The organism is Bacillota bacterium (assembly GCA_023511455.1).
GTDB lineage: Bacteria > Armatimonadota > HRBIN16 > HRBIN16 > HRBIN16 > HRBIN16.
This window is the reverse complement of record JAIMBJ010000023.1, coordinates 25,926-48,041: the sequence shown is the minus strand read 5'-3', so window position 1 is coordinate 48,041 and position 22,116 is coordinate 25,926. Positions and strand designations below refer to the sequence as shown.

Below are 22,116 nucleotides of genomic sequence, written 5' to 3'. Positions count from 1 at the left end.
AATGCCAGCACGACCGCGTATTGAAGCCAGTGATGTGGTGTTCATGTATGCACCGGAACCGGAACAGTACGACCTCTACCGAGGAACGGTTACCGGTTGGGGAGGCAGGACACGGCAGCGCGAGGGACGCCCGCTGGAAGAGTTCCGCACCCGCGTCTCCGAGGCGAAGCGACGAAATATGCGCTACTGCGCCAGCGTGGACTTTCTGGTGGACTTCGCCGGTTTCATCGATTTCCGCCCGGACACCTTCATGCAATCTGTATGCCGCGACCTCGACGGCAACCCGCTGACCGTGCCGTGGCTGCACGACCATTCGCACAAGGGGCACCCCGCCTACTGGTTCTGCACCAACAGCCCAGATTATCGCGCCTATCTGATGGACCAGACCGAGCGGGCGTGTCTTGCACCGATAGACGGGCTGCATATTGACGACTATCGGGGTACTTCCGCCTGTGCCGCATGGAACGGTGGATGCTTCTGCCGGCATTGCATGACCGCCTTCCGCGAATACCTGAATCGCAAGGGCAAACTGAGCGCGTCCGAAGCAGAACGCTTCGACTACCGCGAGCACTTGAGACAGGCTGGCATCACTGCTGCACAATACCGTCAGAATCCCTGGAAGGTTCCTTTCGGGGCGGAGTTCCAGCAGTTCCAGCGCGAAGCGGTGGCGCAACTCATCCGGCAGGTGTACGAGAAGGCTGAAAACCTGATGCGCAAACCGCTGCTGCGCAGTGTCAACTCCAGCGCGTCCAGTCCCGAGGCGTTGCTGGTAGAGCCTCTGGTGGACTACTTCTGCGGGGAGGTAGACCACCATGCCAGTCAGAAAGGTATCTCAGTAGAACCGCTGTTCGTGTATCGGCTGGTCGAGGCGTTTAACAAGCGTCAGACTGCGACGGCGAGCGGCTGGGACTGGGCGTGGATTGCCGCCAACGAGAAGCCGGGGCTGGTGCGCGCATGGGTGGCACAGGCGTACGCCTTCGGTTCGGTGTTCATGGTGCCGCACAACCAGTGGTGCTACACGCCGGAGAAGGGCACGCACTGGTGGCGGGGCAAGCCGGAGGATTTCACCCACCTGTACCGCTTTGTGCGCGAGCACCGCGACCTTTTCGACGGATACCTGTTCCTGACGAATACGCTGCTGGAGATAGATGAAGCGCGTTTCGAAGCGGCAAAGCGTCTGGCTCTGGCGATGCTGGAAGCCAGCGTGCCCTTTGCCGTCCTGTACCGCACGCCCGACAGACGCACCCACATCGCCGGCAATCTTCGAGCGAGCGGGTATCGCGTGCTAACCGCAGAGCACACGCCGACAAACCTGCCTGAAGAGACCCAGAACCAGCTGCAGGTGGAGAGCAAGAGCAAGTTTGTCGTCTCCCTGCGCCGGCGTGCGCAGCGAGGAGGCTATCCTGTGGTCATTCACCTGCTGAATCGTGACTATCGGGTGGAGACGGACGGCGTTGTCCCTGCCGATGCCACCTTGCGCCTTGGCGGCGTGTTGCTCCAGCGTTTGGGCATCTCCCCACGGGAGGCAACCGTCCTCTCACCGGAGGGCAGGGCAATGACAACCACTCTCCAGAAGACAAAAGAACGTATGGCGGTGGAGGTCAAAAACGCAGGACTGTGGACGGTGGTGGCGATAAAGTAACTATGCACCCTGTGGCTCTCATTACTGGTGGAACGCGGGGCATCGGCCTGGGCATCGCGCGATGTCTGGCGCAGGAGGGTTATGCGCTTGCGCTCAACGGTGTGCGCCCGGCTGAGGCAGTGAGGGCGGTGCTGGAGGGACTGTGCCAGTCGGGCCCGCCGGTCGAGTATTTTCAGGCGGACATCTCGCAGCCGGAGCAACGCCAGCAACTGGTGCAGGCGGTTCGCGAGCGGTTCGGAAGGCTGAACGTACTGGTCAACAACGCGGGCGTCGCCCCACAGGTGCGGGCGGACATCCTGGAGGCAGGTGAGGAGAGCTTCGAGCGGCTGATTCGCATCAACCTGCAGGCGCCCTACTTCCTGACGCAGGCGGTCGCCCGCTGGATGATCGAACAGAAGCAAGCCGACCCCGATTTCTCCGCCTGTATCGTGTTCATCACTTCCATCTCCGCCACGGTGGCATCGGTCAACCGCGGCGACTACTGTATCTCCAAAGCAGGGCTGTCGATGGCCGCGCAACTGTGGGCGGTGCGGCTGGCGGAGTTCGGCATCCCCGTTTACGAGGTGCGCCCCGGCATTATCCGCACCGACATGACCGCCCCCGTTCAGGAGCGCTATGACCGTCTTATCGCAGAAGGGCTTACCCTGCAGCCTCGCTGGGGCACGCCCGATGACGTGGGCAAAGCGGTGGCGATGCTGGTGCGAGGCGACCTGTCCTACTCGACGGGCGCGGTCATCATGGTGGACGGGGGGCTCACGGTACCCCGGTTGTAAGGGAGCCAGCGGGTCTGGATGCAAGGACTCCGCACCGTGCAAGGCGAAAACTGTTTTCAGGAGTTCGTACTGGAAGAGGGGTGCAGAATGCCAGAAACGGCGATAGCCGCTCCTCCGGTACTGCAGATGCGCGGTATCAGCAAGCAGTATCCGGGCGTGCAAGCGCTGGACAATGTGGACTTCGAAGTGCGTGCAGGCGAGGTGATGGCGCTGGTCGGCGAGAACGGCGCGGGCAAATCCACGCTGATGAAAATCCTCGCCGGCGCAGAGACGCGCGACCGGGGCGAAATCCTGCTGGATGGCAAGCCGGTGCACATCACCAATCCGCACGAGGCGATGGACCTGGGCATCCGCATCATCTATCAGGAGTTCAACCTCGTGCCGTATCTCAGCGCGGCAGAGAACATCTTTCTGGGACGTGAGCCGCGCGCGCGAGTACCCGGCTTTGTGGACTTCCGAACGATGTACGCCCGCGCCCAGCAGCTGATTGACGATTTGGGCGTGCAGATCGACGTCCGCACCCCGGTGCAGTACCTCTCGGTGGCGCAACAGCAGATGGTGGAAATCGCCAAAGCCATCTCCCAGAACGCGCGCGTGCTGGCGATGGACGAACCATCCGCCACCCTCACCGAACACGAGCTGCAAAACCTGTTCCGTCTCATTCGACGCCTGAAGGGGCAGTGCGTTGGCATCATCTATATCTCGCACCGGCTGGAGGAGATTTTTGAGATTGCCGACCGCGTGACCGTGCTGCGCGACGGCAAGCTGGTGGGCGTGCGACAGGTCGCCGAGACCAACCGCGACGAGCTCATCCGCATGATGGTGGGGCGCGAGATTACCGAACAGTTCCCCACCCGTAAAACGCAACGCGGTGACGTGGTGCTGGAGGTGCGCCATCTGAACCGCAAGGGCGTGCTGCACGACATCAGCCTGAAGGTGCATGAGGGGGAAATCGTCGGACTGGCGGGGCTGGTAGGTGCTGGACGCACCGAGCTGGCGCGCGCTATCTTCGGGGCAGACCCCATCGACAGCGGCGAGATTCTGCTGGAAGGCAAGCCCGTGCGCATCCGCTCGCCGCAGGACGCCATTCGACTGGGCATCGGCTTGATGACCGAAGACCGCAAGGCGCTGGGGCTTATCCTCAGCATGACCGTGCGCGAGAACAACACTCTGGCAAACCTCAAAGCGCTGACGCGGTTGGGCTTTGTGCAGCTGCGCAGGGAACGGCAGGTTGCCGAGCAGTATGTACGCGAACTGATGATACGCACGCCATCCATCGAGCAGGCGGTGAAGAACCTGTCGGGGGGCAACCAGCAGAAGGTAGTGCTGGCGAAGTGGCTGTTCACCCGCTCGAAGGTGTTGATATTCGACGAGCCGACGCGCGGTATTGACGTGGGCGCGAAGGCGGAGATTTACCAGCTGATGAACCGCCTGGCAGAAGAAGGGGTGGCTATCCTGATGATTTCCAGCGAGCTGCCCGAGGTGCTGGGCATGAGCGACCGCATTCTGGTGATGCATCAGGGACGCATCGTGGGCGAGCTGTCGCGCGAGGAAGCCACGCAGGAGCGCATCATGCACCTTGCCACTGGCGGTGAATAACACCATGAGCCAGCAGCGGTTTGAGCAACGACGCCGACTGTTCCACCAGGCATTGCAGCGGTTGCGAGAAGCACTCGCGATGCCCTACAGTGAGGTCGTCCGCGACGGCGTGATCCAGCGATTCGAGTTCACCTTCGAACTGCTGTGGAAAACCCTGCAGGTCTACCTGCACCATCTCGGCTATGAGGCGAACAGCCCGCGTCGTGTGCTGCGTGAGGCGTTCGAAGCCGGCATTATTCCCTCAGATTCGGAAGGTGACGGGTGGATGGCGATGCTGGATGACCGCAATCTCACCTCGCACACCTACGACGAGGCGCTTGCCGAAGCGATATACCAGCGCATCGCCAGCCAGCATATCGTCTTGCTGGAAGAGGCGGCGCGACGTCTGCAAAACATCGCTTGGGAGGAGTAGCTGGCGATGCAGGTGCGGGAGGACGACCTGAAAGTGCTGCAGGACATTTTCTCGCGCTTCCCGACGATTCAAAGGGTATTACTCTTCGGTTCCCGTGCTACCGGCACCGCGCGCCGCACCTCTGATATCGACCTCGCTATCATCGCCCCCGACATGTCTCCCGCCGAGTGGGCAGACCTGTGCGAGCAGATCGAGGAATCACCCATTATCTACCAGATAGACATGGTGCGTTTCGACACCCTGCCGCAGGAACTACTCAAAGAGCGTATCATTCAGGAAGGCGTGGTGATATATCCCTCGTGTCAGGGATAGCCTGCTCCCGTTGCTTCCGAACTATTCGTCCCCTACCGCACCGAAGTTGCCCACCAGAATGCCGAAGTCAAACAGGGTGACCTCTTCATCCCCGTCGAAATCCGCATCAGGGTTCCAGTTGCCATCGCCCGGCACCGAGCCGAAAGCCGCCACCAGCGCGCCAAAGTCAAACAGTGTCACCTCGTTGTCGCCGTCCACGTCACCGTTGGTGAGAGAGACATCGACCCCGCTCACGTCCATATCGCTAACCTGTACTCCTGCCACTACCGTCCGCAGCCAGTGACTGGCTTTGAAGGCGAGGTCGTAGGTACCGTTTTCCACGTCGGGGATGGTGTAGTTGCCGTCCGCGTTCAGGAAGATGGTCTCGGTGCGCACAGGCACGCCGCCCTGTCGCAGCTCCATGCCGATGGGCACTTGCGTCACATCTCCGACGAAGTCGCGTAGTTCAATACGTCCCCAAATCCGGAACGTGCGGAGTCCTGTATCCAGGAGAAAGGCTTCGTTGCGCCTCGTCTCGGCATTCCAGCCTTTGCCGACGATGAAACGTCCGTTGGGCGAGATGCCATAAGCAACCCCCAGGTGTGACCCGGGTGTTAACAGGGCGGCATAGGAGGTGTTCAGGTTCTCCATCCCACCAGACTGTGTCCAGCCGAACGCACGGCTCCACGACGCCCCAACGGGCTGAGAATCCCCGACCACCACCTCGCCGTTTGCCGAGACCGCCCGGGCGACAGACTGACTGCCTCCCAGTGTGCCAAGGTCCTGCATTCCTCCGCTTGCAGTCCAGCGAAAGGCGCGTGGCGATGCACTTCCGGCACGGCTGGCGCTACCGACCACGACGCTGCCGTCCGCAGACACATCGTAAGCGCAACTCTCCAAACCTCCCAGTGTACCGAGGTCCTGCATTCCTGCATCCCCCGTCCACCGGAAGGCATGGCGACGGAAGTCTGACCTGTTGGAATCCCCCACAACCACCGCTCCGTCTGCGGAGATGCCTCGTGCCACGCTATCGCCTCCTCCCAGCGAGCCCAGTTCCTGCAGACCGGTATCCGCTGTCCAGAGGAACGCACGGCGCGACGCACCAAAGTATGCCCACCCGCAAACCACCGAACCATCTGCACAGACGTCCGAAGCACCCAGCCCACCAAGATACTGTACCCCGCCCGGTGCTGTCCAGCGAAATGCTCCTCTGTCGGTAGAGCGACCTACCACTACGGAGCCATCTGGAGAACAACCATGTGCCGACCCGTTTCCCGCCACATTCAAGTTCTGCATGACTCCGTCAACCCAGCGGAAAGCGTTATAACCGCCGTAACCTGTGCTCGCCTGCCCAACCACGATACCGTTGTCGGAGACGGCGTACGCCTCGCTCTCACTGCCTCCCAACGTGCCGAGCCAGATAAGACGTTGTGAAAGCGCCGGTGGAGCCAGGCATAGGTACGTCAGGATGACGCAGCACACCACCTGTCGCCAGTGATGTCGCCGTACCATCGTGTATCCCTCCCCAGAAAGCAAGTATTTGTAGTAAGTACAGTGTAGTATGTGAAGTATGGTTAGTCAATGAGGTGTGGACATGGGCTCTTTATCAGTCTACAAAGAACAGGTATTTTCACCGGTTTCCGACGAGAGATATACAGTTCAATAGATTCCAGGCCGATAATGAGAGTATGCGCAATCTTCTGTTCACAATACTTATCGTGGTGAGCGTGATGCTCGCGCTGCTGCTGTGGACACCACCGCTGAGCACAGGAGACCACCGTGCGCCTGTGGTCGCCTCTGCGGGGTTGTTACGGTAGCAGTTCGATACGCCCAATCTGCACTTTCACCCCAGCCCGAGTGCAGGGGTCCAGCCGCAGGCGTGTCACCGTTCCTCGCCACCGCGGGTTCTCACTCAAAGACAGCACGTATTCGCGCCATTGTCCATCGACACGCACTGGGAACCTCTGGCTGGTGGCTTCGCTTTCGCCCATCGAATGGGTCGTCCAGAAGACCTGTGCCATATCCTCGAAGGGTTCTCCCTGCGCTTCCAGCCGCATCCGCAGGCGGATTTTGCGATAGCGACCTGCGGTAATTCGCACGGGAGGTCCGAAGAACGCGGGGTCATTGCTCGTCGTCATCGCGGTCAGTGCGCGGCCCTCGATGCGCGGCTCCGTGAGATTCATTCCGTGGTCCCATCCTGCCCCAGTTCTCGAGAACTCCCCGCGCGGTTGCGCGAACGATACCATCTCCACTTGTGGCGCTGGCAACCCGATATCGGCGGGCGTCAGGTCGATGTGCCCTGGCGAGGCGGAAGTAAACACCTCCCGAATGGCATCTAAATACCCGAAGCCGAACTCACGATGAGGCTCGATGTAGGATCCCTCGCCCCACTCGTTCCACGCTTCAATCAGTATCATCGGAACCACATTGCGCCGGTGCTGTTGTAAGAACTGCAGGGCATCCTGCAGGTGCTTCTTGAACTTGTCGGGTGTGCACCCATAGCGCACCAGCGCATCCTGCCCATGCCACGGACGACTATCCCAACCGCCGCACACCGGGGGCAGCAGGGGAATCGGGCTGTTCTGCACAATGCTCTCCCACTGCTGGCGATAGCCGTCAATCAACGTGTCGAATGGTGCCCACTTCGTACCGCCGGGCACTCCCAGGTGAGGCCAGTTATACGCGGTCACCGCATCGTAGCCTTCACGCGCAACCAGTGAAGCCTCCCCCGCGCTGCCGATACACGCGAGGATGTATAATCCGCCCAGTCCTGCCCGCGCGCACGCTTCACGCATGGCGTCAAACGCACGCCGGACGCCATCGCTGCCCATATCCGCACGCAACTGGTATGGGCTGAAAATCACCACGGCGGGCTTGCCATCGATTCTCAGATGCTCAGGACGGTGGAAGTAGTGTTCTATCCAGTAGCGTACCAAAGCCAGACAGTCCTCGTGCGAGGAAGTACCGGGCGCGTTGTGGTTTGCCCACAGGAGGCAGAACTGCAGAGACCGGCGGTAGTTGCTCTTGAAATACCCCTCATGCAGGGCGTGCTCCAGCTGGCGCGCTCCCTGCACCCAGTACCAATCGTACACAAAGAAGGTAATGCCGTGTTCCACTGCCCATTTGATATGCCAGTCGGCGATTTGGGGGTCGCCTTCGCGGTACCAACCCAGCACTGGCTTACGTTCCGGGAAGCGAGTAATCGGCGCCCACTGCCCCGCACTGCGCCAGCCGGGGAAGTAGTATACCCCTACCGGGTATTTGGGGACTACCGGTGCAGGGGCTGGTACCGCGCGCAGTTTCGCCTTCACCAAACGGGGCGTTACCTCTGCGCTGGTGCTGGCCTGGACAAACAGCGCGTTTGCCGCCCGTAACTGCGCCTGAAAATAGCCTTTCCACGCGCGAGAGAACGACACCAGCCAGCGCCATTCCGCCTCTCCACCAAAAGGTAATTCGGCAGCGGGCGAATGTAACGGCTGCAGCACACGCGCCGTCGGAGGCAGTTGAAGGGATACCCGCATCTCTCTTGCCGGCTGTCCGCCCCGATTCACCACGCGAAGCGTCACGGTCAGCGGGCTTTGCACACGTGGCAGGGCATCTTCTATCCCGAAGAACAACACATGCACATCGGGCGCGCCCAGTGGTTCCGATGCTACCCGCACCTCTTCCAGTGTGATCGCGTCTCCCGCGCGCTCGCCCGGACGGATGCCCAGCATGACCACCTCACCGCTCCAGTTTCGAGAGTCGAGCATATCGATATTGTAAAGGCGCGATTTGCCATCGGGAATGACCTCGAAAGCGTGCTGCTGGAGACCATACGCCTCCGTCGTGGCAAATACGATGGCGCATCGTCTCACTCCGGACGAACGGAGCCGCACCGCCACCATCTGGAAACGCTCCGCTTCGATGCCGACGCGCCCTGCGACAAAGCCGTCCGGTTCCGTCAGCTGCAGCCGCGCCCCGCTCGCGGTCATCTGCATTTGCGCTCCATGCCAGGCAAGCCAGTTGACACGGTTGTCGCGAAAGACGAAATCTCTCTGTCCTTCGCGAACACCCAATCCCGCCAGGCGAACGATGCGGATGGCGCGCAGGTGAAACTCGCCAATGCCGTAGGGGTCAAAGCGCAGGCGGACAATGCGCCCCTCCTTCTGCCAGAACGGGAAAACGCGATAGGTATGCCACTGCCCGTCGCCCTTCACGACAAAATCCGTGCGCTTCTCTGGCAGGAAGCCACCGTACGGGGACTGGGTCGTGTTGCTCCAGAACAACTCGGCAACGCCGGGCGTGGTGGCTTTGAGTTCGATTTCTATCGCCTGGTGTGGAACTGCTTGGAGGTCGAGAAGCGGAATGTACTCCAGTATCGGGTCGCTACCGGTGGTTCGGAACCGCATCGCGCCGTTCTCGAAGCGCACGTCCGTGATTTCGCCGTTTGCCCGCCATACTTCCAGCACATCGGGAGAATCGAAGCGCCACTCCGCTTCTGTTCGCGTCTGGTTCATGATTGCACCTCCCTTTGAGTCACCTCGCGCCAGTAACGCTCTGCCAGAATCACCGCCACGTAGTCGTCGTAGGGTTTGTCCGGGGTGCGCAGCCAGGAGGGTATGAGCCTGCGCCAGCCCTTCGGCGGATTCTCGCGCAGGTAGCGGCGGCGTGCTTGCTCGGAGGTATACGCCTCGTCAACTACCTGCATGGGCACGTCCGGCAGCACACGATGCAGCAACATCTCTATTGCGCGGAAGCCCGTACCGGCGCCTACCACGAGGCATTGCGGGCGAAAACGCTGATACAGCGAAGCCAGTTCCCTCTCGCATTCCTCCACCGCCAGTACGGCGCGATGCAACACCTGCCCGTCGCTCCGCACGACGGCTAAGCCCACTTTACTGCTCCCGGGGTCTATTGCCATCACCACCCCCTCAGACATGCTGCCACCCTTCCAGGCTCACTGCACGATGCGGAACCGCAAACGCAGGCTATCGGCGGAATAGGTATCGGCATCCGCTAGCACCACCACGTTCACATAGCGTCCCCTGCCCTCACGCACGATACGGTCCGCCAGGTCGGTTAACTCTACATTGGAAACCGTACCCACCGACGGTTCCCCGTCAGCCCCAACGCGTGGAATAATACCGGCTTCGATAGCTCGGGCGCGCACCTCATCGCGCAGAAACTCGATGAGAGTATTCACCATCTCGCCGGTGCTGCGCCCCGACCACACTCTCAGACGCGCAATCTCCTCGTCCTTGCGGTATACCAGGCGGTTGCGGTAAGGTCTCAATTCCACCTGTATCGGTTCGCCAGCCACACTGTTGCGCACCGCTACCGCCAGCACCGCCACTGGCACGTCGGATCGGGCTATCTGCTCCGCCAGCACTTCGACGCTCATGGCTTCATCCGCTACGATTTCAGTCGCGGCTCCTCCCGGACCCGGCATACTGATGCGCTTCAGAGGTACATACGCCGCTCTATGTGCGTTCCCTGCTGCGGCTCCTCGCTCCTGCGCAATGCGCGATGCCTCTGTCAGCAACCGGTATATCTCACTGCGCGTGCTGCGCACCGACAGACCATTGGAGATAACCCTGCGGGCAATCTCTTCGTCCTTGCGCGCCACAATCGGCTTCTCTTTCATCTGTTCCAGTCGCTCGACCAGGCTGCGCAATTCCGCCTCCTGCTCTTGCAGCTGTTTAATCGTCTCCCGAAGGGTGTCCGCCTGCTGTTGCAGCTGGCGGCTCTGCTCGGCAAGCTGAACGGTCTGCTGGCGCAGTTGCGCTGCCTGCTGCTGAAGGCGCGAATTCTCTGCGTTCAATTGTACGTTTTCGCTGGCATACCGCATGTTCTGCGATGCCAGGTCCGCGTTATTCTGCTGGTAGAGCGCATTCTGCTCCCGCAGGAACTGCCCTTGCCGCTGAAGCTCCTGATTGGTCCGCTGCAGCTTATCACTGCTCAACCTCAGAGCCGCGTTCTGCTTCAGTAGCCCCTGCAGTTGCAGATTCTGCTCGGCGATGCGACGGTTCAGTTCTGTTACCTGCTTCTGTCTCTGCTGGAGCTGATTCCTTACCTCCTCGAGCTGTTTCCGCTGTTGCTGCAGCTGGCGAGTGTTCTCCGCCATCTGCGTTTGCTGTTCACGCACACGCTGCGCGGCTTCTTCGTAACGTTGCTGAAGCTGACTGTAGTCGCTGCTGAGACGTGCATACTGCTGTTGCATCTGGCGAGACTGTTCCAGAATGCGTTCGCCCCGCACGATGATTTCACGAAACGTCTGCGCGGTTGCCAGCACCGCCACGATGGTCAGGAAAGCAATGAGCGAGCCGGTGAAGCTGGTGATGAGCATCGCGGTATGGCGCGGACGCAACCCCCACACGGAGATGCGCCGCTTGCCTAGGTAGCGTCCCAGCCAGTCGCCAAAGTAGGCGATGAAGCCGCTAACCACGATGAAGATGATGCCGATGATAATGGTGCGAACGGGCATATTGACCCCTCCTTATCGCTTCACCGACTGCGTTTCCAGAGTATCACCAAGCCAGCGACTGCCCCCAGTGCATCGGGCAAAAAGCTGGCGACCAGAGGCGACACACTGCCTCCACGCCCCAGGATGAACAGGTATTGCGCCATCGCCCAGTAAAGGAAAATGATGACGATGCTCAGGGCGAATCCGGCGGCTGCCGTGCTGCGCTGTCTGCGAATGCCCAGCGGCGCTCCCACAAAACCGAAGATGAGACTCGCCAGGGGCAGGGATATTTTGTTGTACAGCTCCACCTGCATCTGTCGCGTGTCCTCCCCTGCCCGCTGGTATCGGCGGATGCGCTCCAGTGTCTGGCGGAAGCTGCGGCTATCGGGGTCGGGCACGAGGTCGGTTTCTATTTCGCGCAGGCTTTTGCGGATACCCCCCCGCAGTACCCGGGTGGTCGTTCTGGTAAACTCGGCGCGGATGCGCCCATCTCCCGTCATCCAGTAACCGTCGTAAAGATCCCACTCTCTGCCGCCCAGCCATTTGGCGCGCTTCGCGTAGACAATCAACACAGGATGCCAGCTTTGCGACGCAGGAGCAAACTGAACGGCAGTGACGTCATACAGGATACCCGCCTGCAGGTCTACTCCGCCCTGTGCGGTGATCACGGTCTCCACCTTGCCCTCGCGCATGACGGTCTGTGTCACAGGTTGTGCCCGCTCGCCAATCTGACGCAGTACCGCCGTGCGCAACCGCCACATCTCCGCCGTCGCCGGTGGAACGACCAGCTCATTGAACGCCATCGCGGATATGCTGACCACTGCCCCCATCGCCAGCACCGGCGTCACAATACGCCACAGGCTGTACCCAGCGGCATACAGTGCGACTATCTCGCTCTCGCCGGAAAGCCTGCCAAAAGACAACAACGAGGAGAGTAACATCGCCATCGGAAAGGTCTTGACCATAATCTGAGGCAGGCTGAGCAGAACCATCTGCCCTACAGTCCATAACGAGGCTCCCCGCACCACATACTCGGTGAGCTGGAACAGGCTGCCACCGGCAAAAAAGAGAATGGTGAACAACAGCACACCGAACACGAACGGTCCGATGAGCTCCTGCAGTATCAAACGGTCTATCACTCTCAGCCGCATGGGTTAGATATGCTCGTACTCTTCGCCAAGATAGAACTGCCGGGCGATGGGGTCGTCGGGCAACCTGTCTGAATCGCCTTCGGTCAGGATTTTGCCGTTGTGGATGATGTAAGCCCTGTCGGTGATACGCAGGGTTGCCCGCACGTTATGGTCGGTGATCAGAATGCCCACGCCAAGCCTCTCGCGCAGGTGCGCGATGATGCGTTGTAGGTCTGCGATGGCAATGGGGTCTACGCCCGTGAACGGCTCGTCCAGCAGGATGAAACGTGGCGAAGCCGCAATGGTTCGGGCGACCTCTACCCTGCGCCGCTCACCACCTGACAACGTGTAACCGCGTGCATGGCGCAAATGGGCAATCTGGAACTCCTCCAGCAGGTCGTCAATACGCTGGCGAATCTGTTTCTCCGACAAGCCCTGCAGTTGCATCACCAGGCGCAGGTTATCTTCTACGGTCAGCTTGCGGAATACGGAAGGCTCCTGCGCCAGATAACCGATGCCCATTCGCGCGCGCGCATACATCGGTAGATGGGTGATTTCCTTATCGTCCAGCCACACCCGCCCCTCGTTGGGATGCACCAGCCCGACAATCATATAAAAGGTCGTGGTCTTTCCCGCACCGTTCGGACCCAGCAGCCCGACAACCTCGCCTGTGCTCATCTCAATAGAGACGCCGTCCACTACTCTCCTGCCCCTGTACACCTTAACCAGGTTCTGGGTGCGCAGCTTCATTTTTTCTTCTCCTCGGCCGGTGGACGCCTCGGTTGAATGACCGTCTCGGTGCGCTCGGGGTCACCCTCCAGAACCACACGCAGATGCTCTTCTCCCAGGTAAATGGTTCCCCTGTCACCCTTCTGCGTCGCCAGAAACTGCGGGTCGTCGACCTGCACAAACACACCGTCCTGTAACGTTACCTGGCGGGTGGTGTCGTCATAAAGCACTGTGCCCGCTCTGCCCTGCGCGGTACGTTTCTCCTTGGGCTGGACGAGGCGGAAAGTCACCTGCCCCTCGGCTCTGGCTCGCATCAAACGGGTTTCCTGCCCTGCCTGCAGGCGCGATTCGGCGGTGATTGTGCTGGCTTCCATGCGCATCTGCCCGTCGGTGCTCTCCAGAACCACACGATTTCCCGTCACTCTCACCGTAACGGTTCCATCCTTTTTATACTCTGTAACAATCTGCTGATAGCGGCTGAGCCGGTACTGTCCAACCTGCATCTGCGCCAGAGCAGGCAGCATGGTTACCATGAAACAGGCTATCAGTATTGGTTTTTGTGCAAATCTCATACACTTTACCCCTTCCACTACTCTTACGGCGAGGAGACCCGCATCATCTGCAAAGCGGTATCCAGCTCCACCTCCTGGGCACGCAGGCTGAACTGCTTGCCCGTGATAACCACATCTCCCCTTGCTATCAGACGATTCTGGCGTGCCAGCCATATCACTTCTTTCGCCTGCAGGTTGACGCCGTTCACCCTTGAGCGGGCACGAACGTCGCCGGTGGCTTCGATGCGCCACTGCTTCTGCAGGGCACGCACCTGCGCTGCGCGCAGGTCGGTGGTTGGCTGCCCCTTTTCGTACAGCACACACTGCACGTTCTCGAAGACGCCCGTTGCCCCTGCTTGTGCGCTTTTTGCCTCCGCACGGGGCACAACCGCTTCCCAGACCGTCTGGCTGGGAGTGCCGGGCTCCAGCCACGTCAGGCGCAGACCCTCTGTCTCCACCTGCAGGGAGGGCAGGTGCGCCCGCTGCTGCTCTGGCTGACGCGGAGGGGATGTATTTCGGTTTTCCCGCTGTGTGGCGCACCCCATGCCGCTGAGCCATACACAGCCACACAGCAGCGCAGCAACAAGCTGTATCCGGTTCATAGCGGGTACATGTTACACGAAGGACAGCGTGATGTGCAAGTTAGCGGACGGGGCAGGGGATAGACACAGAGCCATGAAAAGCAATGCCGGTACCCCACGGGGGTACCGGCACACAAAACCGGCGAAACTACTTGATTTCGACAGTTGCGCCTTCGGCTTCGAACTTCGCCTTGATTTGCTCCGCCTCTTCCTTGGTCACGCCCTGCTTGATGGGCTGTGGCGCGCTCTCCACCAGGTCTTTTGCTTCCTTCAAGCCCAGGTTGGTGATTTCGCGCACCACCTTGATGACCTGAATCTTCTTCTCACCCACCGACTTGAGGATGACATCGAAGGACGTCTTCTCCTCTTCAGCAGGAGCGGCTTCTGCGGCTGCACCTGCCGCTGCCATTCCCGGCATTGCGGCCACTGCCACCGGTGCCGCAGCGGTCACGCCAAACTCTTCCTGAAGAGCCTTCACCAGCTCGTTCAGTTCAAGCACACTCATGCCCTTGATGGCTTCGATAATCTCTTCCTTGGTCAGTGCCATGGTTGTACTCCCTCCTTACGCGCTTTGCGCAGATTTCTTGTCGGCTATCGCCTGAACGGTGTATACGAAATCACGCAGGATACCCTGCAGAGTGCCCACCAGTCCGGTGATAGGCGACTGCAGTCCACCTACCACCTGTGCAATCAGCACCTCGCGCGGCGGCAGTTTCGCCAGTTCCTGAACGGCTTCTGCACTGTAACGTTTACCGCCAAGAACAGCGCCCTTGACCGTCAACACGCGCAGTTCCCGGATGGCATCCGCTATCGCCTTGGCGGTGGCTGCTTCGTCGCCGTGAATAAAGGCAACAGCGGTCGGACCCTCCAGGATGTCGTCCAGGTTGTCGGTGACGAGCCCCTGCGACGCGAGTTTGAAAAGCGTGTTCTTCACCACCCGGTACTCCGCCTGATTCTGGCGGAGCTGCCGGCGCAGCTGGGTAATCTGAGATACGTTCAGCCCGCGATAATCGGTGAAGATGACGCCTTTCGACGCGCTCAGCCACTGGCGGATCTGCTCCACCTGCGCCACCTTTTGCGGATTGGGCGTTGCTCGCACGCGGTATCCACCTCCTTTCTGTTGGCGCGCTCCAAAGCACAACGGGGAACCCTGCCAGAGGCGAGGGTTCCCCGTACGAAACCACTCATCGCGCCAGCGGCGCGATATGGATTTCCGAACACACCCCATCTTCGCCTCGGCAGGCGGATACCCCATTAAGCTCTTATCGAGCGCCTGCTGTCTTCGGACAGCCTGCCCTGTGGGCAAGCGGTATGATTATACTTCAGGTTTCTGTCAAATGCAAGCCTTCAGGCGATGATGTTGGGGATTCCATCCAGGGCAGGTGCCAAACTGACTGGCGATGTGTTCGTGCCACAGCCCATAAAGCGCGGGCCCAAATCTTCCACCCATTTCTCGCCTTTCTGCTTGCGCAGCTCGTTGATTTTTTCCCGGAACTCCCAGTCGGCATCCTGCACAACGGTTTTGACATCCCGTTGCTCACCGGTGACTCGCATCAGATGCTTGATCCAGCGGCTGCCAAAAGTGACGTGGGTGCGCTCGTCCACAATGTCGTATTCATGTTCCAGGGCGGAGAGCGGGTCGTTGCGTTTCCACGCCGCCGCCACCCATGCCCGCTTAGGCTCAAAGCTGCACGCCTCGCCTACCTGAGTCAGGCTCGCCAGCCGATGCAGCAGGCTTAAGCTCGTCCAAACAGTGTAATGTCCAACGGGAATGGGCACGCTGTAGGGGTCTACACCGAACGCTTTCAGCCTTTCGAAGCCCATCATCGTGTGGCGTGCTTCGTCCCACATTTGCCGAATGAACTCCATGTAGTAGTCGAAGGGCATGTCGTACTTGCGACCGTCATACACGATACTGCCCACGATGTCGATGACAGGCAGTTCGGTGAAGTGGGTATAGGCAGTGGGTATGGCTTCGTATTCGGGCCAGTCTGGCAGAGTATAGCGGTCTGCGCTGCGGATGGTGAACCGCTCCTCCAGCGCCATCTCGGTGGGGTAGTGCCATTCGGGATATTCTGGAATGGGTGGGGCATCGGCGGGCGGACGCACCCCGAAGATGCCACCAATCGCGTACAGATGTTCGCGCAACTGCTGCTCGAACGTCAGGTCGCGCAACCTGCCTACCTGCTCTTTGCGCTTCAGGTAGTCCGTGCCCCAGCCGATGTCGCGCTTGAGCAGTGGCAGGTGCATCTCGAACAGCTCACGCGTCGGCGCGTCGTTTATCGGCAACGTATATCGATAATGGAGACTGTACGCCTTGTATTGAGCAGGGCGGATCACATAATACAATGCACCAAGCAGAGCCACATCATCCTTTGCGGTCATCAGGTGACGTACGAAATTCCGCCATTGCGGCAACACTTTGCGCTCAGCCTCGCTGACCAGAAAGTCGCGCAGGCGGGCACGCACGTCTCGGGCGCGGAGCATCGCCGAATGCAGGTGGTGGCTCAGCTCACACTTAGCCTCCAGGTCAGGCAGGATAGAGATGGCCCCTGCCAGCGTCGTTGCCAGCTCGAACTCGAGGGAGAAATAGTGATGGAAAATCGCCTGGTTTTCTTCCACACGGAAGTACGTCTGTTGTTTCTTCCGCCGCGTGTTCCCAGACACACGTTGTGCTGCACGGTCAGACGTGCGATGCACAATAGCCACAGCGGTTCCCTCCTCTCGTGTGCGTTTTGGTTAGTATAGCAAAACGTTTTCGAGAACACAAGAGGAGAAACCTGCCCGAGAGCGACTTACATCCTTCCCAGAGCGGTGTCGCGTTTGCGCTTCAGGTAAGCCGCCTCAGCCTGCACCATCTTCGCCAAAGACGCGCCGGCAGGCACGGTAAACTCCGCGTGTACCGAACAGGGTCCGGTAAAGCCTTCCTTGACCAGCAGGCGAAACACCTCGCCCCACGCAACGCCTCCCTGCCCGGCGGGAACGCATTCCCAGTGCAGCTTCTGTTCGTCCCCTGACAGCTGCAGGATGGGCTTATAGTCTTTCAAACCCACCATAGCCAGATATGGTTTGACCATTGCCAGTGCGAACGCAAATGGTTCCCCGTTCACCACCAGGTGCCCGGCATCCAGATACGCTCCGATGGCTGCGGGGTCAAAGTCGCGTAACAGATGCATGAGCGCAGCGGCGTTCAAACCCATGTATCCCATACCGCTATGCGTATGGTAAACCACCTTCACGTGATAGCGGCGAGCGAGCTTCTGCCAGCCATCCAGCGCGCGGCGAACGTTATCCACTTCCTGCCAGTACTGCCCCTTCGCCGGGTCAAACAGGAAGTAGCCGAGTTTGAGAATACGCACGTTAGCGACGTCCATCGCCCGCAGTAAAGGTTCCGCGTATGGAGTGGTGGGATAGAGCAGGCTGGTCTCACCTGTTACAGCCAGTACCGGTTGGTCGGACTCTGCCAGACGCTTTGCTGCCAGGGGGAGCGCGTGTTCCACATTGTCCGGGTTCACCGGATGCCCCTTGCGTACCGCGAGGTCCCAGCCTTCAGTACCCAGCTCCCGCCCCAGGGACACCAGCTCACCGATGTCATATTGCTGAAACATCTTGCTGAAAACGACGATGCGCATTGCCTTTTCCTCCCTTCACGGTTCCAGAGGCAGTACCGGTCGCCTGCCCCGAATCCGTGCGATTTGCCCGGCGCGGCGCACGTCCGGAGGAACGCCCATGTTATAGTTTTCGCGGTCCATGCTGCGCGCCCTCTCTATGCTCCGAAAAGCCTCTTCGATCTGCCCTGCGCGCGACTGCGCACCACTCAAAACCACCACCGCCCACGGGTCCTCCGCCGACTGTTTGACCGCTTTCTGTGCCAGTTCCACCGCAAGCCGTTTGTCCTCAGCACACAGCGATTGCCCACACAACACCCATGCGTCGTTGGGGCGGATGCTCGCTGCCAGCGCAAAGTAGCGCGCAGCAGCCGCGATGGAACCCACCGCTAATGTCTCATACCCTTTCTGCGCCAGAGCCAGCCAGTTCAGCGGGTTGCTCAGCAGGGCATCGCGGAAATGGTCTTCGGCACGCGGGAAGTCGCGCGTTTCCGCAAAAGCGGTCATCAGCAACGTATCTATCCACCCGGATGCCATCCCTTGCGTGTGAAGCGGCACCAGAATACGCAGCGCGTCGGAAGGTTTCATTTCGCGCAAAGCGATTTCTGCACGCGCCAGTGCCAGCAGGGTCTTTGCCTCGCCGGTTTCCTGCAGGTTCTCCACGACGCTACGTGCCTCCGTGGTTCTGGCGCGTGCCGCTTTTATCAGTGCACGGAATATGCTGACCACCGTTTTGTCTTCTGCCTGTCGCTCCGCCAGGTTGCACATCCGCTCCGCATCCTGCCACCTTCCGGCAAGTAAATAACAGCGTGCTGCAGACAGAAAGTTTTGCCTGTTGCTACCTGCCTGCAAGTAGGTCGTGGCTGCCTCCTCCAGCCTGCCCAAACGTGCCAGCGCGTGGGCTTTCTCCTGAGGCGTTTTCGCCTGAGAGAGAAGCAGTTCTCCGCCGCGCCGGGCTGCCTCTACCGCCGATTCCAGACTGGCAAACCTTTTCTCCTGGTCTAACTTCTGCGCGAAGGCTACTCGCACATGCGCTTGTGCCAGAGTCTCGAAGGTTTCGGGAGAGGGTGAGAGCTTTGCCGCCTGCTCCGCGCTCTCCACGGCTTTTGTCCACTGAGATACCCCCAGCCACGCACGCGCCAGCAGGTGGTGTGCTTGCCCATCGTTCGGGAGCAGACGCACCGCCCGGCGTGCTGCCTTCAGTGCATCGTCCCATCGGCCCTCTGCCAGATGTTCGCGAGACGCCTCCAGGTAGAAAGCTCCACCGCGCGATAAGCCGTTGTCCACCACATAGCGCACCTCGGTCGTCATCATGCGGTCACTCATATCCAGCACGCGCACTGTCAGCACGTGTTCGCCTTCCGACACAGAAAGAGTATCCCATGTCCACGTATACGGGGTACTGGTATCGCTGCCCATCAGGTTGCCATCCAGCAGGAAATCCACCCGCTTCAACGGCTCGCTGGAGGTCACCCGTATCTCGACGATGTCCGACACCTTACTCCCCGCCTCGGGAACCACTGTCAGGCGTGGTGGAAACCCCATCACGATGGCGATTGCCAGCCAAAACAGCATTTTCATGGCTCTACCTCCTCTTATTCATCGCTTCCCACATCACGGCAGGACACCCTCAATCGGGAGTATCCGTTGTTGAACAGCACGCTGACCACCACCACAGGCATCGTCTGCCCATCTGGCGGCTGAAACGAGGCTTCTGCACGTTCCATCGGTCTGACATTTGCCAGTACCACGGTATCGCCTTCCGCCGAATCCTCCAGAGCGAAACGCAGTGCCTTCCACAACTCGCTACCCGCGTTGATGACGGTTACTTTAACCGCTTTATCGTCCCACGATACGCCCACCGCCACATTCAGCAGAGCCGACGAAAGCTCCGACAGGGCATCGATCGCCGCGTCCGCCTCATCAGCCACCTCTTTCAGCGCAGCTTGCTGGGACGCCACCGCTCTGATTCCGCTGACCAGAAACAACATTCGGTGTACGCCGCGCGCCGTCATCCGCACATTGCCTCCACGCAGACGCGCCATGGACTGACGCCAGTGGTTGTCCACCTCGCGCATGAGCGAGGCTAATCGGGACAGCACGCCAGCGGGTGCTTTGCTCTGCCATATCGACCGCCGAAGACCAACGAGCGTTTTATCTATTTGTTGTCTTCTCTCTGCAAAGCGCAGCACCAACCCTGTGTCAGCCTGAAGCCACTCTGTTCGCTGTACCTTTCTGCCTGCTCCGTATTGCAACAGCCCGTTGCGTCGCTCGAAGGCAACGATTTCCCCTCCCCTGGTGAGTGTTAATCGCTCTACGGTGTAAACCCCGGCAGGTAACTCCCCTTCTATCGTCACCCTGAGCTTCTGAGGCGAGCTGTTCCACAACGCCAGCGTCCATGTCCGTTCCTGCCGCAGAGCCGCAGCACGTAACTGCTCATCGCTGCTGTCGCAGAGCAGGGTTTCTCCGTCGTCCCATCCCGCCCATCGCACGACGGCTGCCAGGTCGCCCGCAGGCTCGGTCGCGCCGACAAACTGGTGAAATGGAACGAGAGGTGTCTGGGCGCTCTGGGGGTACCACTTCACTTTCTCCTCCACCTGTGCCCACGCAACATGCAAACACCCCACACTCAGGAGTATGCTAGCCGCCAGAAACTTCACCCTCCGCTTCCTCCTCTACCAATCGCCGGCGCAGACGCCGTTCGAACTCGTCGCGGGGCAGTAATATGCGCCTGTCACAGTGCGTGCAGACCAGCCTCACATCTGCCCCCAATCGCACCACCCGCCAGCGGTTAGCCCCGCAGGCATGGGGCTTGCGCAACACTACATAATCTCCTATTTGCACTGGCAGGATTTCCATGTGCGTCATCCAATTTTCCTTGTATCCGATGCATTTGCCAAAAAGGACTAACCGTATGGAGATACGCGCTCCCTATCCTCATGAGCTGGACGAGATGCTGGAACTGATGTGTCGCGCTTTCGACCTGGACGCTGAACTGGCACGAGATATATTTTACTCCGACCCCTTCTTTGACCTGCTGGAGCGACGGGTGCTGGTGGACAAGGGGAAGTTGATTTCCTGCCTGACACTGGTGCCCGGTGTGTTCGCGCTGGGCAATGCACGCATACCTCTGACGGGAATCGCGGGCGTTGCCACGCACGAGGAGTACCGACGCAGAGGTTATGCTGGCGCGCTCTTGCGGGATACCATCAAACTGATGTACGACAAAAAAGTGCCTCTCTCCATGTTATACCCCTTTTCGCCTCGCTATTATCGGAAGTTTGGCTGGGAAATCGCTGCGGTAGAATGGTGGTGCGAGATACCCTCCCACCTGCTGTTGCCCTGCTCAGAGAGCCGCTTCGTCCGCCCCTATCGGGAGGGTGACCTGCCGCACCTGCACCGCGTGCATGACATCTACCTGCACAATACCCCCGGCGGTTTCGAACGTGAGCCAGCCCGATGGCAGTGGATTATGCGACAAAAATATCAGTGCGTCGTTGCCGACTTTCATGGAGCGGTAGAGGGTTATCTGGTTTACGACGTGCAGTCCGGGCGCAACCGTGTAGAAGTTCGAGAGATTATCTTTATCACATCTCGCGCCCAACGCGCTCTGCTGGGTTATCTCTCCAGCGGCAATCTGGCGGAAAAGATAGGCGTTGTAGCCCCCGTTTACCATGCCCAGCACTGGAGCACCTGGATAACCGACAACGAGGATGACCTGTTGCTGGATGCGCGCGGGGGGCTGCGACCCACCTACATGCTGCGCATTGTCCATCTACCTGCCCTGATAGATTGCCTGCGCCCACACTGGCGACGCTGGCAGGGAGCCATTCGTCTCTTGGTCGAAGACAGCTTTATCCCCGGAGGAAAACAGCAGGCACTGCTCACAGGCGAAGACAGCGCAAAACCCGTTAAAACCACGCAGTGGGCACAGGGTAGCGTGCAAGTTTGGAGCCAGATAGTTGGTGGCTATCTTGCCCCTTCGGAAGCGTATTCAGCAGGTCTCATCACACTGTCTGATCCACAAGTGGCAGATACACTGGATGACCTGTTCCCGAAATACTACCCATTCACCACGATAGCCGAGAGGTTCTGACCTACTCATCCAGCATACGGGTGCTGTTGTCGGGCAGTTCACGCGCCCCGCCCCTGACCTGCACATAGAAGCCGTAGAGCAAGAACGGCACGCTGGCCACACCGGCGATGCGGGTTATCCAGTAGGCAAACTGCGCCAGCACCAGCACCAACCAGCCCACGACGGACGCCGTAAGAAGCAGTAAGCCAATCGTCAGATAGATATTCAAGCCCTTCATGACCGCCTCCCCTTGGGGTTTCTATTCTCCTCGACACGCCGA

Annotated in this window: 22 protein-coding genes; 6 read left to right on the top strand and 16 right to left on the bottom strand. The window is 59.9% G+C overall.

Features of this window, described 5'->3' with window-relative positions; all coding sequences use genetic code 11:
• The first annotated feature begins 1 nt into the window (after position 1).
• The 5 genes from K6U75_12110 (at position 2) to K6U75_12090 (ending at position 4,738) form a co-directional block, all read left to right on the top strand.
• The gene (locus tag K6U75_12110) at positions 2–1,642 is read left to right on the top strand and encodes a hypothetical protein (GenBank protein ID MCL6475783.1); all 1,641 of its coding nucleotides are present in this window, start codon (positions 2–4) and stop codon (positions 1,640–1,642) included.
• 2 nt (positions 1,643–1,644) lie between these two features.
• A complete protein-coding gene (locus K6U75_12105) occupies positions 1,645–2,415 on the top strand; it encodes a 3-ketoacyl-ACP reductase (GenBank protein ID MCL6475782.1) in 771 nt (256 codons plus the stop codon).
• A gap of 87 nt (positions 2,416–2,502) precedes the next feature.
• Positions 2,503–4,014, top strand: coding sequence for a sugar ABC transporter ATP-binding protein (locus tag K6U75_12100; GenBank protein MCL6475781.1), 1,512 nt, complete (start codon positions 2,503–2,505; stop codon positions 4,012–4,014).
• Positions 4,015–4,018: 4 nt separating this feature from the next.
• Positions 4,019–4,426, top strand: a complete 408-nt coding sequence (locus K6U75_12095; protein MCL6475780.1) for a nucleotidyltransferase substrate binding protein — start codon at positions 4,019–4,021, stop codon at positions 4,424–4,426.
• 6 nt (positions 4,427–4,432) lie between these two features.
• Positions 4,433–4,738: a nucleotidyltransferase domain-containing protein gene (locus K6U75_12090; GenBank protein ID MCL6475779.1), complete on the top strand. Its 306-nt coding sequence runs from the start codon at positions 4,433–4,435 to the stop codon at positions 4,736–4,738.
• Positions 4,739–4,759: 21 nt separating this feature from the next.
• Here the strand turns inward: K6U75_12090 and K6U75_12085 are convergent, their stop codons facing one another.
• The 15 genes from K6U75_12085 to K6U75_12015 all read right to left on the bottom strand — a co-directional run bounded on the left by K6U75_12085 (position 4,760) and on the right by K6U75_12015 (position 20,620).
• Positions 4,760–6,229: a hypothetical protein gene (locus K6U75_12085; protein MCL6475778.1), complete on the bottom strand. Its 1,470-nt coding sequence runs from the start codon at positions 6,227–6,229 to the stop codon at positions 4,760–4,762.
• Between the two features lie 296 nt (positions 6,230–6,525).
• On the bottom strand, positions 6,526–9,216 hold the full coding sequence (locus K6U75_12080; GenBank protein ID MCL6475777.1) for a glycoside hydrolase family 99-like domain-containing protein: 2,691 nt from the start codon (positions 9,214–9,216) through the stop codon (positions 6,526–6,528).
• Positions 9,213–9,638 carry a resolvase gene (locus tag K6U75_12075; GenBank protein ID MCL6475776.1) on the bottom strand — a complete coding sequence of 142 codons (426 nt, stop codon included), beginning with the start codon at positions 9,636–9,638 and terminating at the stop codon, positions 9,213–9,215. Before K6U75_12075 ends, K6U75_12080 begins: the two co-directional genes overlap by 4 nt.
• Before the next feature lie 18 nt (positions 9,639–9,656).
• On the bottom strand, positions 9,657–11,183 hold the full coding sequence (locus K6U75_12070) for a DUF3084 domain-containing protein (protein MCL6475775.1): 1,527 nt from the start codon (positions 11,181–11,183) through the stop codon (positions 9,657–9,659).
• 20 nt (positions 11,184–11,203) lie between these two features.
• Positions 11,204–12,313, bottom strand: coding sequence for an LptF/LptG family permease (locus tag K6U75_12065; protein ID MCL6475774.1), 1,110 nt, complete (start codon positions 12,311–12,313; stop codon positions 11,204–11,206).
• A 3-nt stretch (positions 12,314–12,316) separates the two neighbouring features.
• Positions 12,317–13,042 (bottom strand): LPS export ABC transporter ATP-binding protein, encoded by a 726-nt coding sequence (gene lptB, locus K6U75_12060; GenBank protein MCL6475773.1) that lies wholly within the window; start codon positions 13,040–13,042, stop codon positions 12,317–12,319.
• Positions 13,039–13,593: a hypothetical protein gene (locus tag K6U75_12055; protein MCL6475772.1), complete on the bottom strand. Its 555-nt coding sequence runs from the start codon at positions 13,591–13,593 to the stop codon at positions 13,039–13,041. The genes lptB and K6U75_12055 overlap by 4 nt, the downstream gene beginning before the upstream one ends.
• Before the next feature lie 23 nt (positions 13,594–13,616).
• Positions 13,617–14,174: a hypothetical protein gene (locus K6U75_12050; protein MCL6475771.1), complete on the bottom strand. Its 558-nt coding sequence runs from the start codon at positions 14,172–14,174 to the stop codon at positions 13,617–13,619.
• 127 nt (positions 14,175–14,301) lie between these two features.
• Positions 14,302–14,694, bottom strand: a complete 393-nt coding sequence (gene rplL / locus K6U75_12045; GenBank protein MCL6475770.1) for a 50S ribosomal protein L7/L12 — start codon at positions 14,692–14,694, stop codon at positions 14,302–14,304.
• A gap of 21 nt (positions 14,695–14,715) precedes the next feature.
• Positions 14,716–15,381 (bottom strand): 50S ribosomal protein L10, encoded by a 666-nt coding sequence (rplJ, locus tag K6U75_12040; protein ID MCL6475769.1) that lies wholly within the window; start codon positions 15,379–15,381, stop codon positions 14,716–14,718.
• Positions 15,382–15,500: 119 nt separating this feature from the next.
• Entirely contained in the window at positions 15,501–16,862 is a 1,362-nt protein-coding gene (locus K6U75_12035; GenBank protein ID MCL6475768.1) for a ferritin-like domain-containing protein, read from the bottom strand.
• A gap of 86 nt (positions 16,863–16,948) precedes the next feature.
• Entirely contained in the window at positions 16,949–17,785 is an 837-nt protein-coding gene (locus K6U75_12030; protein ID MCL6475767.1) for a sugar phosphate isomerase/epimerase, read from the bottom strand.
• A 15-nt stretch (positions 17,786–17,800) separates the two neighbouring features.
• A complete protein-coding gene (locus K6U75_12025; GenBank protein ID MCL6475766.1) occupies positions 17,801–19,342 on the bottom strand; it encodes a hypothetical protein in 1,542 nt (513 codons plus the stop codon).
• Positions 19,343–19,356: 14 nt separating this feature from the next.
• A complete protein-coding gene (locus K6U75_12020; protein MCL6475765.1) occupies positions 19,357–20,421 on the bottom strand; it encodes a hypothetical protein in 1,065 nt (354 codons plus the stop codon).
• Positions 20,402–20,620 carry a DUF951 domain-containing protein gene (locus K6U75_12015; GenBank protein ID MCL6475764.1) on the bottom strand — a complete coding sequence of 73 codons (219 nt, stop codon included), beginning with the start codon at positions 20,618–20,620 and terminating at the stop codon, positions 20,402–20,404. The genes K6U75_12020 and K6U75_12015 overlap by 20 nt, the downstream gene beginning before the upstream one ends.
• A 55-nt stretch (positions 20,621–20,675) precedes the next feature.
• Between K6U75_12015 and K6U75_12010 the strand changes: the two genes are divergently transcribed.
• Positions 20,676–21,857, top strand: a complete 1,182-nt coding sequence (locus tag K6U75_12010; GenBank protein ID MCL6475763.1) for a GNAT family N-acetyltransferase — start codon at positions 20,676–20,678, stop codon at positions 21,855–21,857.
• Position 21,858: 1 nt separating this feature from the next.
• Here the strand turns inward: K6U75_12010 and K6U75_12005 are convergent, their stop codons facing one another.
• On the bottom strand, positions 21,859–22,074 hold the full coding sequence (locus K6U75_12005) for a hypothetical protein (GenBank protein MCL6475762.1): 216 nt from the start codon (positions 22,072–22,074) through the stop codon (positions 21,859–21,861).
• Between the last annotated feature and the right edge of the window lie 42 nt (positions 22,075–22,116).

Coding starts and splice junctions, on each gene's coding strand:
- K6U75_12030 (MCL6475767.1), bottom strand. CDS start 17,785: ATGCGCATCGTCGTTTTCAGCAAGATGTTTCAGCAATATGACATCGGT.
- K6U75_12065 (MCL6475774.1), bottom strand. CDS start 12,313: ATGCGGCTGAGAGTGATAGACCGTTTGATACTGCAGGAGCTCATCGGA.
- K6U75_12050 (MCL6475771.1), bottom strand. CDS start 14,174: ATGAACCGGATACAGCTTGTTGCTGCGCTGCTGTGTGGCTGTGTATGG.
- K6U75_12005 (MCL6475762.1), bottom strand. CDS start 22,074: ATGAAGGGCTTGAATATCTATCTGACGATTGGCTTACTGCTTCTTACG.
- K6U75_12025 (MCL6475766.1), bottom strand. CDS start 19,342: ATGAAAATGCTGTTTTGGCTGGCAATCGCCATCGTGATGGGGTTTCCA.
- K6U75_12090 (MCL6475779.1), top strand. CDS start 4,433: ATGCAGGTGCGGGAGGACGACCTGAAAGTGCTGCAGGACATTTTCTCG.
- K6U75_12100 (MCL6475781.1), top strand. CDS start 2,503: ATGCCAGAAACGGCGATAGCCGCTCCTCCGGTACTGCAGATGCGCGGT.
- K6U75_12110 (MCL6475783.1), top strand. CDS start 2: ATGCCAGCACGACCGCGTATTGAAGCCAGTGATGTGGTGTTCATGTAT.
- rplJ (MCL6475769.1), bottom strand. CDS start 15,381: ATGGGGTGTGTTCGGAAATCCATATCGCGCCGCTGGCGCGATGAGTGG.
- K6U75_12070 (MCL6475775.1), bottom strand. CDS start 11,183: ATGCCCGTTCGCACCATTATCATCGGCATCATCTTCATCGTGGTTAGC.
- K6U75_12075 (MCL6475776.1), bottom strand. CDS start 9,638: ATGTCTGAGGGGGTGGTGATGGCAATAGACCCCGGGAGCAGTAAAGTG.
- K6U75_12095 (MCL6475780.1), top strand. CDS start 4,019: ATGAGCCAGCAGCGGTTTGAGCAACGACGCCGACTGTTCCACCAGGCA.
- K6U75_12105 (MCL6475782.1), top strand. CDS start 1,645: ATGCACCCTGTGGCTCTCATTACTGGTGGAACGCGGGGCATCGGCCTG.
- K6U75_12080 (MCL6475777.1), bottom strand. CDS start 9,216: ATGAACCAGACGCGAACAGAAGCGGAGTGGCGCTTCGATTCTCCCGAT.
- K6U75_12085 (MCL6475778.1), bottom strand. CDS start 6,229: ATGGTACGGCGACATCACTGGCGACAGGTGGTGTGCTGCGTCATCCTG.
- K6U75_12055 (MCL6475772.1), bottom strand. CDS start 13,593: ATGAGATTTGCACAAAAACCAATACTGATAGCCTGTTTCATGGTAACC.
- K6U75_12015 (MCL6475764.1), bottom strand. CDS start 20,620: ATGGAAATCCTGCCAGTGCAAATAGGAGATTATGTAGTGTTGCGCAAG.
- K6U75_12010 (MCL6475763.1), top strand. CDS start 20,676: ATGGAGATACGCGCTCCCTATCCTCATGAGCTGGACGAGATGCTGGAA.
- lptB (MCL6475773.1), bottom strand. CDS start 13,042: ATGAAGCTGCGCACCCAGAACCTGGTTAAGGTGTACAGGGGCAGGAGA.